At 67.9% G+C, this 14,670-nt stretch carries 14 protein-coding genes; 5 read left to right on the forward strand and 9 right to left on the reverse strand.

Translation table 11 applies throughout. The annotated features are described in order from the left end of the window. Positions 1-12: 12 nt before the first annotated feature. The 4 genes from CRM90_RS06360 to CRM90_RS06375 are packed head-to-tail and all read left to right on the forward strand — an operon-like array spanning position 13 to position 5,712. Positions 13-2,259 (forward strand): MMPL family transporter, encoded by a 2,247-nt coding sequence (locus CRM90_RS06360; RefSeq protein WP_199189799.1) that lies wholly within the window; start codon positions 13-15, stop codon positions 2,257-2,259. Between the two features lie 37 nt (positions 2,260-2,296). Continuing rightward, on the forward strand, positions 2,297-3,445 hold the full coding sequence (locus CRM90_RS06365) for a polyprenyl synthetase family protein (protein WP_233209195.1): 1,149 nt from the start codon (positions 2,297-2,299) through the stop codon (positions 3,443-3,445). A 36-nt stretch (positions 3,446-3,481) separates the two neighbouring features. After that, entirely contained in the window at positions 3,482-4,429 is a 948-nt protein-coding gene (locus CRM90_RS06370) for a phytoene/squalene synthase family protein (protein ID WP_102806172.1), read from the forward strand. A 38-nt stretch (positions 4,430-4,467) separates the two neighbouring features. Then, positions 4,468-5,712, forward strand: coding sequence for a glycosyltransferase (locus CRM90_RS06375; RefSeq protein ID WP_102806173.1), 1,245 nt, complete (start codon positions 4,468-4,470; stop codon positions 5,710-5,712). A gap of 2 nt (positions 5,713-5,714) precedes the next feature. Here CRM90_RS06375 and CRM90_RS06380 read toward each other — a convergent pair whose 3' ends face one another. The 6 genes from CRM90_RS06380 to CRM90_RS06405 all read right to left on the reverse strand — a co-directional run bounded on the left by CRM90_RS06380 (position 5,715) and on the right by CRM90_RS06405 (position 12,077). Continuing rightward, positions 5,715-6,755: an alpha/beta fold hydrolase gene (locus CRM90_RS06380; RefSeq protein WP_102806174.1), complete on the reverse strand. Its 1,041-nt coding sequence runs from the start codon at positions 6,753-6,755 to the stop codon at positions 5,715-5,717. Between the two features lie 21 nt (positions 6,756-6,776). Continuing rightward, a complete protein-coding gene (locus tag CRM90_RS06385; protein ID WP_199189800.1) occupies positions 6,777-7,517 on the reverse strand; it encodes a hypothetical protein in 741 nt (246 codons plus the stop codon). Next, positions 7,514-8,695: a zinc ribbon domain-containing protein gene (locus tag CRM90_RS06390; protein ID WP_102806175.1), complete on the reverse strand. Its 1,182-nt coding sequence runs from the start codon at positions 8,693-8,695 to the stop codon at positions 7,514-7,516. The genes CRM90_RS06385 and CRM90_RS06390 overlap by 4 nt, the downstream gene beginning before the upstream one ends. Beyond that, on the reverse strand, positions 8,692-10,305 hold the full coding sequence (locus tag CRM90_RS06395) for a S53 family peptidase (RefSeq protein ID WP_233209196.1): 1,614 nt from the start codon (positions 10,303-10,305) through the stop codon (positions 8,692-8,694). Before CRM90_RS06395 ends, CRM90_RS06390 begins: the two co-directional genes overlap by 4 nt. A gap of 37 nt (positions 10,306-10,342) precedes the next feature. Beyond that, positions 10,343-10,783, reverse strand: coding sequence for a hypothetical protein (locus CRM90_RS06400; protein ID WP_142391333.1), 441 nt, complete (start codon positions 10,781-10,783; stop codon positions 10,343-10,345). Between the two features lie 106 nt (positions 10,784-10,889). Further along, positions 10,890-12,077, reverse strand: a complete 1,188-nt coding sequence (locus CRM90_RS06405; RefSeq protein ID WP_370509908.1) for a S1C family serine protease — start codon at positions 12,075-12,077, stop codon at positions 10,890-10,892. 371 nt (positions 12,078-12,448) lie between these two features. Between CRM90_RS06405 and CRM90_RS06410 the strand changes: the two genes are divergently transcribed. Continuing rightward, positions 12,449-13,078, forward strand: coding sequence for an FKBP-type peptidyl-prolyl cis-trans isomerase (locus CRM90_RS06410; RefSeq protein WP_102806179.1), 630 nt, complete (start codon positions 12,449-12,451; stop codon positions 13,076-13,078). A gap of 5 nt (positions 13,079-13,083) precedes the next feature. Here CRM90_RS06410 and CRM90_RS06415 read toward each other — a convergent pair whose 3' ends face one another. The 3 genes from CRM90_RS06415 to CRM90_RS06425 form a co-directional block, all read right to left on the reverse strand. Then, complete coding sequence (locus tag CRM90_RS06415) at positions 13,084-13,623, reverse strand: hypothetical protein (RefSeq protein WP_102806180.1); 540 nt, start codon at positions 13,621-13,623, stop codon at positions 13,084-13,086. 90 nt (positions 13,624-13,713) lie between these two features. Next, entirely contained in the window at positions 13,714-14,184 is a 471-nt protein-coding gene (locus CRM90_RS06420) for a DUF5078 domain-containing protein (protein ID WP_102806181.1), read from the reverse strand. A 126-nt stretch (positions 14,185-14,310) separates the two neighbouring features. Continuing rightward, positions 14,311-14,577, reverse strand: a complete 267-nt coding sequence (locus CRM90_RS06425) for a hypothetical protein (RefSeq protein WP_102806182.1) — start codon at positions 14,575-14,577, stop codon at positions 14,311-14,313. Positions 14,578-14,670: the final 93 nt, after the last annotated feature.

The raw sequence follows: 14,670 nt of genomic DNA on the forward strand, positions 1-14,670 counted from the left end.
AGGTAAGCCGCTGTGCTGCACCGGATGACCTTGCTGGCTCTGGCAGCACCAGGTCGGATCGTGGCGTGCGCGGTGTTCGTGATGGTCGCGGCGGGTCTCTTCGGGGCCTCGGCGGCAGGCAATCTCAAGGCGGGCGGCTTCGTCGATCCGGATGCGGAATCCGCGCAGGCAACCCGCATTCTGACCGACACGTTCGGCCAGGGCGACATGCAGCTCGTCTTCACCGTCACCGACCCGCAGAACGCCCGAAGCGCGGCCGCTCGCGCCGTCGGGACGGCCATTGCCGATCGCGCGAGCAAGGACCCGTCGGTCACAGCGGTGGCCTCCCCGTGGACGGCGCCGTCGGCCGTGTCCGCGTCGCTGATCAGTACCGACGGCCGTTCCGGGCTGGTTGTGGTGGGTCTTCGTGGCGGCGAGGACGCCGCACCCGGGCACGCGCAGCGTCTGTCCGACGCCGTCGCGGCCAGCCTGGACGGCAAGTACCCGCAGGTCGACGTGCTGGCGGGCGGCTCGGCGATGGTGTTCTCGCAGATCAATTCTCAGACCCAGCGCGACGTGGTGGTCATGGAGTCGATTGCGATACCCCTGACGTTCCTGGTGCTGATCTGGGTGTTCCGCGGCGTATGGGCCGCGCTGCTGCCGATCTCGGTCGGCACGTTCTCGATCGTGGGCTCGCTGGCGTTGCTCCGCGTGATCGCCTCGATCACCGATGTGTCAGTTTTCGCTCTGAGCCTCAGCGCGGCGCTGGGGCTCGCGTTGGCGGTGGACTACACCCTGCTGATCCTCAGCCGCTACCGCGACGAGATCGCCGCCGGTGCGCAGCCGGACGCTGCCCTGCTCGCCACGATGGCGACGGCGGGGCGGACTGTTCTGTTCTCCGCGCTCACCGTGGCGATGTCGATGGCCGCGCTTGCGGTGTTTCCGCTGTACTTCCTGAAGTCGTTCGCCTACGCCGGCGTCGCCACGGTGGCGCTGTGTTCGCTCGCCGCCATGGTGATCACACCGGCGGCGATCGTCCTGTTGGGCAGCCGGCTGACCGCACGGGACGCCGGCGGCAAACACCGTCGCGCCGACGACCGATTCTGGTATCGCACAACGGTATTGATGACGCGACGGGCCGGGATCGTCGCGGTGCTGGGCTCGACCGCGTTACTGACGCTGTGCCTGCCGTTCCTGGACGTCCGCTGGGGTCTACCCGATGAACGAGTGCTGCCGGCTTCGGCATCGGCTCATCGGGTGGGTGACATGCTGCGCTCCGACTTCACCGAGAACGCCGAAGGCGCGATCAAGATCGTCGTGCCCGACGCCGCCGGGCTGTCGAGCCAGGACATCGACACCTACGCCTTGGCCGTGTCACAGGTGCGCGGCGTCGCCGAGGTGAGCACCCCGACGGCCGTCTTCGCCGCCGGGCTGCGCGCGGGTCCGCCGGCGGGAATGGCAGCCGTGCGCGACGGCTCGGCCTTCCTGACGGTCAACACCACCGAGCCGGCGTTCTCCCCCGCCGCGGTCGACACACTCCGCGGCGTCGAGGCGGTGCCGGGGCCCGGCGGCCGGGACATCTGGTTGACCGGTGCGACGCAGGTCGGCCAGGACAGTGTGGCCGCGATCACCTCGCGGCTGCCCGTGGTGCTGGGCATCATCGCCGCGGTCATGTTCGCGGTGATGTTCGTCCTGACCGGAAGTGTGGTGCTGCCGGTCAAGTCATTGATCCTGACGCTGCTGTCGCTGACAGCGTCGTTCGGGGCGCTGGTCTGGGTGTTTCAGGAAGGCCATCTCGGAGCGCTTGGCACGACGGTCACCGGGACGCTGGTCGCCAACATGCCGATCCTGCTGTTCTGCATCGCGTTCGGGCTGTCGATGGACTACGAGGTGTTCATCGTTGCGCGCATCCGTGAGTTCTGGCTGGCCAGCGATCGAAGTCGGCTCGCCAACGACGAAGCCGTGGCGCAGGGGCTTGCTCACACCGGCCGGGTGGTCACTGCCGCCGCCGCGATCATGACGATCTCGTTCGGCGCGCTGTTCGCGGCCAAGGTGTCCTTCATGCGCATGTTCGGGGTGGGCCTGACCTTGGCGATCGTCCTCGATGCCACGGTGGTGCGGATGATGCTTCTGCCCGCCTTCATGCACTTGCTGGGCCGGCACAACTGGTGGGCACCGGCCCCGATTGCCCGCTGGCATGCTCGCGTCGCCGGTCATCAGACGCCGTCGCCGAAGCCGGCGAAAAAAGAACCCATCCATGGCAGCGTCGACTCCGAATGATGGATGCCATCGTTTGCCTCAGGAAGGAGTTGGGCCGTTGACCAGCGGTGACAGAGCCGGCACACCACTGATGACGCACGTCATCGGGCCAGCGGGTGCGCAGCACACGTCCGTCAGCCCGCTTTCGCCCGAGTCGACCCGCTTGCTCGATGACATACGCGCCGCGGCGCGCGCCCACGTCGGCGACTTCGTACGGACCGAATGTGTGCCCCGGCTGGCGCACTCGGGGGTCGACATCGCCGGTGAGGTGCTGGCCGACTTCGTGGACGGCGGCAAGTATCTGCGCTCGACGTTCATGTATTTGGGCTGGTTGTCGGGTGCCGAGGCCAGCGAGGCCGCAGTGCGGGCGTCGGCCAGCCTGGAAATGCTCCACGCATTCGCGCTGATCCAGGATGACGTGATGGACGGTTCGGTGATGCGCCGGGCCAAGCCCTCGGTCCACGTCCGGTTGCGGCAATGGCATCGCGACCGTTCCCTCGCCGGGCCCGCCGACCGTTTCGGCGAGTCGGCGGCGACCCTGCTGGCCGACCTGTGCCTGGTGTGGGCCGAGCAGATGCTGCGGCGCAGCGGCGTCGACGCCGACGCCCTGGCCCGGGTATGGCCGCGCTACGACGACATGCGGGTGGAGCTGGCCGTCGGTCAGTTCGCCGACCTGGTGGGCGGTTCCGGCGGCCTGCCGACCTTGGACGCCGTGCTCGACATGCTTCGCCGCAAATCAGGGAACTACACCGTGCGGCGACCCCTGGAACTCGGCGCGGCGATGGCCGGGTGCGACTCCGCGGTCCTCGAAGCCCTCTCGGGATACGGCGCGGCGATCGGCGAAGCCTTCCAGCTGCGCGACGACGTGCTGGGCGTCTTCGGATCGCCTGAGGTGACCGGCAAATCGGCGTGCACCGACATGGAGTCCCGCAAAGCGACCAGTGTGCTGGTGGCCGCCCACGAACTGGCTGACCCACGGGTGCGATCGGAGCTCGACGAGCTTCGAGCTCTCCCGGAACTCGACGACGATGCCGTCGAGCGCTGGCGCGCATTGGTGCGCGCCAGCGGCGCCGTGGAGTGGGTCGAGGACCGGATTCTTCAGTTGCGCAGCCGCGCGCTGAATCTGCTTGACGGAGTTCAGATTCCAAGTCAGCCGCGCAGCGCGCTGACCGGCATGGCACATGCGTGCACGGTGCGGGTGGCCTGATGTACGACGACCGACCGAAGCCGCGGTGAGACGCCCATGATCGGCTCCGAACTCGACGCCGCCGGTGTGCACCAGCCCGCTCTTCGTGAGGCCTACCGGCAGTGCCGCGTGCTCAACGCCCGGCACGGCAAGACCTTCTTCCTGGCCACCCGCCTGCTCGCCCCCTATCAGCGCCCGGCAGTGCACGCGCTGTACGCCTTCGCGCGTCGTGCCGACGACATCCTCGACGATCGCGACGCCGGCCTGAGTCCGGACCAGCGCACCTCGGAGCTCACCGCGCTGTCGAACAAGCTGTTCACCGGTTTGGTCGATCACGAGCCGTGCGACGACGACCCGATCCTGGCGGCCGTCGTCGACACGGCACGGCGATACGCCATCGGTTGGGAGCTGTTCGACGACTTCTTGGCGTCGATGCGGATGGACCTCACCGTCACCGACTATCCGGATCGCAGCGCCCTCGAGCGCTACATGTACGGCTCAGCCGAGGTCATCGGCTTCCAGACGTTGCCGGTTTTGGGCACCGTCGTGCCGCGCGAGGAGGCCGCACCGTACGCCGCCGCTCTGGGAAAAGCCTTCCAGCTGACCAACTTCCTGCGCGATGTCGACGAAGACCTTGCACGCGGCCGGGTGTACCTGCCCGCCGACGAACTGGCCGCGCACGGAGTCGACCGCGACCTGCTGTGCTGGTGTCAGGCGCACCGGCGAACCGATGCGCGGGTACGTTCGGCGCTGATGGAACAACATGCGCTCACCCGTGCCGTGTACGCGCAGGCGCAGCCGGGAATCGCCATGCTGGCACCGATTTCGCGGCCCTGCGTCGAGACCGCATTGACCCTGTACGCCAAGATCCTGTCGCGCATCGAAGCGCTGGACTTCGAGATCTTCGCCCAGCGGGCCACCGTGGGCACGCCCCAGCGTGTCGTCGTCGCCGCCGGCGGCCTCGGACGGGCCTGGGCCGCCCGCATCCGCGACAGGAGCCGTTGAATGGGCTGCTGTGTCGCCGCGACCCGGCCTGAGCCGCGATGGCGGTAGTACTGGCCTACACCGCCCCCGCGCTGGGCCACCTCTTCCCGTTCTGCGCGCTGCTGACCGAACTCGCCTCGCGCGGTCACCGGGTGCACGTGCGCACGCTCGCCGCGGGAGTAGAGCTGTGCCGCCAGTTGGGTTTCGAGGCCGATGCCGTTGATCCGCGCATCGAAGCGCTGCAGAGCGCGGGCCCGGTCGCCCGCGGCGTGCTGCGGGCGGCCGGCAACACGGTGCGCGTGCTGGGGCAGTGCGCACAGTACGAAGTCGACGACTTCCGCGACGCGGTCGCCGACGTCGAACCCGATATCTGCCTGATCGACGCCAACAGCTGGGGAGCCCAGTCTGCTGCCGAGGCGATGCCGGGCCCGTGGGTGGTGCTCAGTCCGTTCATCCCCTACCTGCGGTCCCCCGGCTCCGCGCCGTTCGGCGCCGGTGTCGCACCGCGTCCCGGCCCGGTCGGCTTCGTGCGCGACTGGGGTATCCAACTGGTCACCAGTGTGGTGTTCGATGTGCCCTTCAGGTCCGAATTATCGCCGGTGCGAAGACGTTTGGGGCTGCCAAGGGTCCGCAGCGCCGGCCAGCTGCTGCGACGGGCCCCGATGCTACTGATCGCGACCGGGAAACCGTTCGAGTACCGGCACACCGACTGGGGCCCGAATGTGGAGCTCATCGGCCCGGCCGCGTTCGACCCACCACGTACCGGAGACGAATCGTGGCTCGACGACATCGACGCCCCCATCGTGCTGGTGACAACCTCATCGCTGGCCCAGGCCGACAACGAATTGGTCGGCACCGCCATCGACGCACTGGAAGGACTGCCGGTGCACGTGGTGGCGACGCTGCCCGGCGGCGGGAACGTCGATGTGCGGCAACGTCCCGGCGCGACCCTGTCGCGCTTCACCGCGCACTCGGCGATCCTGGACCGGACGGTGTGCGTCATCACCCACGGTGGAATGGGCATCACGCAAAAGGCTTTGGCCCGTGGAATTCCGGTCTGCGTGGTGCCGTTCGGGCGCGACCAGTTCGAGGTGGCGCGCCGGGTCGAGATCGCGCGGTGCGGGACGCGCTTACCCGCCCGCCGGCTCACCGCACGGCGCCTGCGCTCCGCGGTCGAAGAGGCGATGGCCATGGGCGAGGGTGCGGCCGCGGTGGCCGCCGGGTTCGAGGCGACCGGCGGGGTGCGCCGCGGCGCCGACCGGGTGGAGGGCCTGCTGCAGAAATGGCCGCTGCGAACGCCGTGACGCTAGACCAACCCGAGGCGAGTTGCCTGCGCGACCGCGGCCGTCCGGGACGTCGCACCCAGTTTGCGGCGGATGTTCGCGACGTGCCGGTGCACGGTATGCGGGCTCAGCTGGAGCTGCTCGGCGATCTCGCGATCACCGAGACCGTGTGCGACACAACCGAGAATCTCGCGTTCCCGCTCGGACAACAGCACTGATACGCGGTTGGTATCGGGCTCCGCCTGCCGCTCGGGACGCAACCCCTGGCGGCAGGCCCGGATGACGGAATCGACGTCACCGTGCCAGGGAAAGTGCGATCTCCCCTGTAGCGGAACGAATTTCGCGCCAGGGATCGCGGCCGCCACCTCACGTCCGAGCCGGTACGGCACCGCCCGATCATCGCGACGATGCACCACCGTCGCAGGCCGGTTCACGCGCGGAAGATACTCGCGGACGTCGAAACGATAGACCAGGCTCAACAGTTCGGCGGCGGTCTCCGCGGACGCCGACTCACGCTGCAGCCGCGCGAACCGCTCATGCTCCGCCGCCTCGGCACCGCCGAGGAAGATATCGCTGAGCATCCGCGAACCGAGACCCCAGTGCGCGCGCACCGCCGCCACGATCGCGTCGCCAACCCCCGGGGCCGTCAGCTCCTCGCCGCGCGGATACGACCCGTACAGCACCAGTCGCTCCACGCGATCCGGGAACGCCGCGGCGAAGGCCGTTGCGGTACAGCTGCCCGACGATCCGCCGATCAGCGACACCCGATCAAACCCGAGCTCGTCGAGCAGGGCGCGCAACATCGTGACCTCGGCATCGAGACTCAGATCGCCCGGCTGCACCGTGCGGTCCGACATTCCGACCCCGAGCCGGTCATAGCGAATCAGGGTGTACCCGGCCGCGACACCCTCCCAGAACCGCCGGACGCCGGGGTTCTGCCAGTCGAGTTCGAGGTGGCTCACCCACCACGCGGGCGTCACCAGCGGCGGACCGTCGCCGCGCACCTCGTACGCCAGGCGTCGATCGCCGACCGGCAGGAAGCGAATCTCGGATTTCTCGAGCATCGCGGTTGAGCGTACGACGCCTTATCGGGGCGGATCGCCCTTCCACGAGAAGCTGTTGACGTACTTGCCGAGATCCTGCGCGAGTTCCAGATTCGCTCCCGACGGCACGCCGGGCCCATTGCCGGGTGCGAACTTGCGGTACGGACCGATCGCCGCACCCACCAACGCGAGATCGTTTTTCACCGCCGCCATCACGACGATCCGCGTGCGAGACACCGCGGCGCCGCCTTGCGGGTAGACGTCGAGCACCTCACCGAAACCGAGCTGGTACCCGACCGTGGTGTTCGGCAGCACGTAGGCCACCGTCGCGTCGGGCTGCTTCTCCTTGAGAAGATCGTCGATGATCTCCTCGGCGGAGCGGCCCTGCGCCGGCACCCCGAACAGCTCCATCACCCCGCCGTCGCCGCCGGTGTACGTCGCCGACACGCCGTCGTTCTGCATGGTGACCTTGTACGCCGTGCCCTCCGCCGGATACGACACCGAGAACGCGCCGTCCGCCGCGACGAAACGCGGGCTGGCTTGTACCGGCACACCCGTCGGCGGCCGCCCGCAATCGGGTGGACACGCATAACGCACCGACGGGCCACCTGCCACCGCCCAGGCCGCCGTCGAGGCTCCGACCAGTACACCCAGTGTGACGACCAGTGGCACGAGCATCCGCCGCAACGGGGTAAACCGTTGGGGCCCAGCGGTATATGCACCGGGCTCGACGGCGTAACCGGGATACAGTTCCGGCACCTGCGGCACTGTCGGGGCGCTCATGACTCCGCCGTCGCACGCTGGAGCTGTGGGCGGTCTTGTCGGCGCGCGGCCCGGGAGGTCTGCGACGCCGCCTGTGCGGCGACACCGCAGGACGGGCAGAACCTGGTGTCCGGCACCACATGCTGACACCACACACAGAGAATCGGAAGCGCCGGATAGGTATCGACGTCCTGATCCCGCAACATGGTCACCTGCAGCGCCAGTCGCAGGGCGATCACCGCCGCGACCGCGAACACCATGTGCACGGAGAATTGCAGATATGGCGGCAGGCGGTAGGCCTCGGCCAGGCCGACGCAGGCATAGGCCGCGGCGCCGATGATCAATCCGAAGCCGCCGACGGCCACCGTGCGGAGACTACGGCGGCTGACATACCACAGCCACGCTCCGATGAGGGCGCTGAGCGAGAGCCCGGTCAACGGCTCGCCGATTCCCCGCACCCCGGCCTGGAGCAACAGATCCTCGATGGGCAGATCGCCGGTCACCGCGCTGTCCCCGACCTGCGGGATCATCCTGATCACGTTGGTGGCGAGCAGGAACATCACGCCACCCAGCAGACCGATCACGGCGCCGTGCAACGACTCTCGTACCGGAGGCCGCAGCAGCCGAACCACGATCACCGGTAGTTGCATTGCCAGCAGGCCGCCGAAGGGAATGATCACCGCGTCGCGCAGCAGGCGCGTCGTCGGGACCTGGGCGCCCAGTCCGAGGCTGTAGGACTCGGCCACGATGGCGCCGGTCAAGGTCGCCCACGCCACCCCGACCGCGGCACCCAGAACGGCGGTCAGCACCCACACCCAGGCGGGCAGGTCGGCCAGCACCCGTGACTCGATCAGATAGATCGCGATGAGCGTGGGCGGCGCGAAGATGGCCAGTGCCAACATCGGCACGTACCACTGCAGCACGCAGAACGCGACGAGTACGGCCAGCAGCAGCCCGAGTGCGAACCGGAATGCCACCCGGGAGCGGCTCGGCAGGTGCGGGAACATCGAGCTGACGATCGAGGGCTGGAGCACGTTCTCGCCCGGCGCGGCAGCGAAGTCGCTCACCCGCAGCGGGCTGGGGCGCTCACCCGCAGCCACCGAGAGGTGCGCGCCGCAGCGCACACAGAACCGCCCCGCAGGCACGTCATGGGCGCAGCCCGGGCACGGCATCGTCGCGATGCCTGACCGGCCGGTCATCGCGGAGACCGTTGGACGTCGAGGATGTCGCGCACCATGTTGTCGACGTCGGGGCTGCCCAACCCGGTCACCATGTCGTAGCCCGCCTGCGAGATCGCGACGGCGTTGGTGCCCAGCGTGATGTCGTGGAATGCCGGTCGGGCCGCACCGGCTTTCAGTCGGTAGAGCATCGGATTGAGTTCACCGAGCGGCCGCCCGCCGTTGGCGACCAGGAACTGATTCATCACCGCGGCGATGCCGGCCCAGATCGGTGCGGATTGCGACGTGCCGCCCCCGACCACCAGTTGCTGGTTCTGCACGATGACCGCACCGGTCGAATTGTCGGCCACCGCCGACACATCGGGCGTCAGCCGGCGAACGGTGTTGGTCGTCGTGGTCACACCGGCCTGCCATGGCGGCCGGTCGAAGAGATTGGACACCCCGCCGCCGCTCCCCTGCGTCAACGGACCGTCGCTCCAGGCTTGTTCACCGAGCCACCGATAGTTCTCGTCGGTGGACAGCGTGGTACCACCCACACTGGTCACCTCGGGTAGCGACGCGACGGCATCGAGCCCCACGTCGGCGGGTCCGGGCGGTGCCGACCAGTCATGGCCACGTTTGCATTCCAGGCCGGCCAGATCCCCGCTCGCGTCGAAGACCGTGGTGCCGTGGGCAAGTGCGGTGGAGATCGCACCCCGGATCGGAGCCAGGTCGGCCGCCGTGATCAGCCTGTCGCAGCCCCAACCGATCGACAAGCTCCACACCGCCCCGGGGAACTGCCGGTCCACCGACTGCATCAGTTCGGCGATCTTGACGTAGGTGCTGCCACCGGCGACTGTCGTCCTGGCGTTGACCAGCACCTTGCGTGCGTCAGGCGCAATCGCGTGGGCGACTTGCAAATCCATCGTGGATTCGCCGCTGCGTTGTTCGGGCACCCCGCCGACGACCTCGGGTACGAGCCGCGGCAGTCCATAAGTGGTGGTGAACATGTCCAGGTCGGCCTGATCGAACCCGTCGAATCCGAAGACCGCGATGGTGCCACCTTTGCCGGTGTTACCGGCCTCGGTCAGCGGGCGCACGTTGTAGGTCGTCCGCAACGACGCGGGTGGGAGGCTGTGGTCGGGCACGTCCAGCGGCCGGAACGAGGGGCTGTTGGAGTGGTAGGGGGTATAGCTGAGGATGCGCCCTAGGCCAGTCACCTTGTCACGCAACGACGCCGGGACTCCTGGCTGTTGAGGCGAGGCGTAGAACACCTGGCCGGACTTCCCACGGAAGTCCTGGACGGCCACCTGGAATGCGGCGGCGACACGAGCGGGTGGGCCGCCGATCACCGCCCAGCGCTGGCCGGGCTGCCAGCGCACCGACAAGCCGTTGGCCGCCGCCCACGCGTCGAGCCGGTCGGGGCGTTTCGCGTCAGGCAGCTCCGCGGTCAGCTCGACACTGCGCGCCTGCGAGTCGCCCAGGTTCGTGGCCGCGGCAAGCAACAACGCGAATGGGCCCGAAATCACTTGCGGGAGCCGTGAGTCCGACTGCGCTTTGAGCACGATCGCCGTGATGGCCACTGCAGCCGCGACGATCAGGACGAGTGGCACCCGCAGTGCGCGCACAGCGACGTGTGCTCCCCTCGACACCCCGCCAAGTTAGCGCATGCGGCAAACGTATGGGGGCCTAACCGGTCAGGCAGCCGAGCTCGTACAGCGCGGCGGGGATCATCGCGTCCGCGGGAGCGGGGGTGGTCGAGGCGTTCGTGCCGCAGACCTTCTGCTTGTCCTGGCTGACCCACCGGCCGCCGAGCTGCTGGAACACCAGCGTGCTCGGGGCGCCCATGTCCGGGTTGGCTGTGCTGGACCAGAGGCCGCTGGTCACCGCCCAGCCGTCGGCGCATGTCACCTCGTCGATCCGGTAGATGTTGTCCTTGCTCACGGCGTGGACGGCCGCGGTGGCCGCGTCGGCGAACTCGGCCTTGTCGCAGCCGGCCGCGGCGGCAGTTGCGGTACTCGACGTGCCCGCAGGCGCGGGCGGACGCGACGACGAGCAGCCGGGCAGACCGATCATCGTCACCGCCGCGAACGCGATGAGGAGGCCAAGCCGGCGAGCGGTGCGGTTCATCATCGGTCTCCCCCGATGCTGAAATGGACTGCCAAAAATGGACTGCCAAAAGTGGACGGTAGCCATTGAACAATAGCTACCGTCCACCTCGAGATGGGTTGTGCTGCTAGGACTGAATCTGTCCGAGGGTGACCTGCACGGTGCGTGACGCGCCCGACGGGTCGTTGTAGGTCAGCGTGACGTTGTCGCCGGGCGCCTTGGAATGGATGGCGGCGACGAGCGCCTCCGGGCCGTCGATCACCTTGTTGTCGACCTTGGTGATCACCGCACCCTTCGACATGCCTGCCGCTGCCGCCGGGCTGCCGTCCGCGACACCGGCGACCAGTGCGCCCCGGGCGCTGTCGTCGGAACTGAGCTGAACGCCCAGCGAGGCACGCTGCACGGTCCCGGTCGAAACCAGTTCGTCGGCAATACGTTTCGCTTGGTCAACCGGAATCGCGAAGCCGAGACCGATCGATCCGCTCTGGGCTGCCTGCGAATCCTGGCTGCCGCCAAGGGATGCGATCGCGGAGTTGACACCGATCAGCTCACCGTTCATGTCGACCAGCGCGCCACCGGAGTTGCCGGGGTTGATCGCCGCATCGGTCTGGATGGCGCTCATGACCGAATGCTGGCCGGACTGCTCGTCACCGGTCGCGACAGGACGGTCCAGCGCGCTGATGATGCCCGTCGTCACGGTGCCCTGCAGACCCAGCGGGGAGCCGACCGCGACGACGTTCTGGCCGACCTTCAGATCCTTCGACGATCCGATCGTGATCGGGGTGAGCCCCGAAACGTTCTGAGCCCGAACCACCGCGATGTCGTCGGTCGGGTCGGCGCCGACGACCGTGAACGGCACGGTCCGGCCGTCGGAGAACGTCACGGTCGCGGCCATGCCGCCGCCGCTCTGGCCGAACGGCCGGCCGCCTCCTCCGCCGGGGAGTTGGCCGTCCGGCGCGTCCTCGGCCGGCATCGGCCCGCTACCCGCGGCCTGCGCAGCGGCAGCGACGACGTGATTGTTGGTCAAGATCAGCCCGTCGGAGCTCAGGATGATTCCCGAGCCCTCTTCACTGCCCTGACCAGTGGTGATCTGCAGTTTCACCACGCTGGGCAGGACCTTGTCCGAGACCTGCTCGACCGAACCGACGGGTGCCGAGCCGGTCGGCTGGCCGGCCACCGCGGTGTTCTTCGGCGCCGGAGCTCCGGCCACGAGCTGCCCCTGTTGGGTAGCCGCCGGGTGTCCGGAGTGATCGACCACCGCAACCGCGCCGGCAGCCCCGGCGATCATCGCGACCACGGCCGTTCCGCCGACCAAAACACCCACTCGCGACTTCATCCGTTGCCGAGGATTTTGCTGTGACGTAGATCTCCCGCCCCTGGGCTGGGCCCCGTAAGGGGGCGGATACATCTGTGTCGTGTCGGTGTTGCCGTAACCGTATTGATATCCGGCGGAGTTCCACTGTCGTGAATTAGAATGTTCCACAGAATCTTTCGGCTGCCACTGGTAGTGGCCTTCCTGCGGCGAGTGTCCTGACCTGTAGTCCATTGCGTTCAGCTTCGCTTTCTCGTGACAAGGATCATCTGCGCCTCGAGGCGCCTGAAAGCAGTTTGCCTACACCATCTGAGGCTTTGCTGAGAATGAGTTCGGTGTGAGCCAAGACTTTCGGCGGGTCAATCCGCTGTAGCGTGACGAGCGTGAACTTCTCCCGCCTGCCCTCTGTTGTTGCCTTCGGCGCCTGCACTGCCGCGTTTGCCGTGACTCTTGCGGCCTGCGGCTCGGACACCACCCCGTCGGCGAGCAAGTCCTCGACCGTCCCGGCCGTCTCGGCCACCGTCACCCAGGCGGCCGGCCCGGATGCCACCTGCCCGACCGCTCCGCCGGCCAACCCGGCAACTCCGGAGTGGACGTTGCCCGGCGCGACCGGCAGTGTCGCTGTCACCGGATCGACGGATACCGCGGCACCGGTCGTCACGGTGACTGCCCCCTTCAGCGTGAACGCGACCGAGGTGCACACGCTGCAGGCAGGTACCGGACCCGTCGTCGCACCGACGGCCACCGTCTCGGTCTGCTACGAGGGTGTCAACGGCCGCGACGGCAGCGTCTTCGACAGCAGCTACCAGCGTGGCGAACCGGCCCAGTTCTCGCTCGACGGCGTGGTTCCCGGATTCCAGAAGGCCATTGCGGGCCAGAAGGTCGGATCGACCGTCGCGGTCGCCATGGTGTCCGCCGACGGCTACCCGCAGGGCCAGCCCCGGGCCGGCATCATGCCGGGTGACACGCTGGTCTTCGCCATCAAGATTCTCAGCGCCTCGTAGCCGGACTACGGCATGCAGGTGCTCTGCAGGCCGTTCACCAGCGCGTAGATGTCGTCCTTCTTCTGGTCCGCATAGTCGATCGCGGTCCAGGTCGAGGGCTGTGGCCAGGCGTTGGACACCGTCGGCCCGTAGCCTCCGTAGCCATCCCCATAGCCAAAGCCGTACCCGTACCCCGGGGACACGACGAACAGCGCGCCCACGGCGTCTCGCATGTCGTCGCTGGCCCGGCGCAGGTCCACCAAGGCCGGAGCCAGGCCCGGGACGACGCCGGGCCCGTTGACGTCTTCCATGTAGTGCACGCCGTGGCTGATCATCGCGAGCTTCACGTTCGTGTCGCGCTGCTGGGCGGCTCCGCTGGCATAGGGCGAGCTGATCACGATCCGCACTCCGCCGATACCGGCGTTGATGTCGTTGTCGAGGCTCTCGCGGACCTGGTCGAGCACCCCGCAGGGCACCCGGCCGGGATCGGCGGCGACCGGGGGCGCCGCGATGGTCGAGGTGCAGGTAACGAGCGCCGCGACCGCAATAAGTTGGGTTTGCTTCATAGTCCACCTACGTACTGGGGCACCACCGTTGATGCCTGTACATAGCTGGAATTGACGGCGGTGTTACCACCGTTCAGGAATTAGCCGTGGCTACCTGGCGACGGGCCAGTCCCAGACCGACATGTCGCCGGGCGGGTAATTCATGCAGACGTCGGTGGCCTTGGCGACGACGCCCTTGTTGTTGAAGAACAGCTTGGCCCAGTTGCCCCAGCGGGTCGCGACGAACTCGTAGTAGACGTTGGTCGCGGTGTCCTCGGAGTACTGCCGGCGCGCGACGGGATCGAGCGAGAAGAACCAGTGGATGCGATCGAAGGCGATCTGCTGCACATCGGCGGGCCGGTTGCTGCGGTCGATCATGTAGCGCTCGAAGTACACCGGGCTGGTGTCGCGTGCCGCGGCCATGTACTGCTCGACATCGCACTGGGTGATGATGATGCGGTGCGGGATCGGGAAGTCGTCACTGGCATCGGCGGCAGCGGGGCCGGCGGTGATAACGCTTGCAGCCGCCGCCGCACTCAGCGCAAGACCTGCCAGCTTCGCGCGACTCATCAAACCAGCCATCGTTCTCCTGCCCTATACCTAAAACCTTAAGCGCGCTAACTATATAGCGGTCCACATCGCAGTATCCACCCCTGTCCGCGATTGGACGGCGAATGTGACGAGTGAGACTCGCCGCCGGAAACGGACTCAGCCGCCGTTGGTCACCGGGTTGGACGACAACGTGATGAATTGGTCGTTGATCCACACACCCCAGCGGCCGCCCCACATGTGCGTCCACACCACCGGATGGTTGGCCCACACCTCGGCGGGCTTACGGGGCGCCCAGTCCGGAACCGGCTCCCCCACGTTCTGATCCGGCGGCGGCGGGTCCGCGAGCGCGATCGCCGGCGCGGCGCCCATCGTCAGTCCGATCGCGAGTGCCGCAATGCTCAGCGCAGTTTTGATCCCAGCCATGTGCCGACTCCAACGTTCAGACGATGTGCGAATACTTAGCAAATATAACCAGCAGATGGCGCGAGTAATCCCCTACCCCGGACCTCCGCGGGT

It is taken from the genome of Mycobacterium sp. ENV421 (assembly GCF_002887815.1).
Classification (GTDB): domain Bacteria; phylum Actinomycetota; class Actinomycetes; order Mycobacteriales; family Mycobacteriaceae; genus Mycobacterium.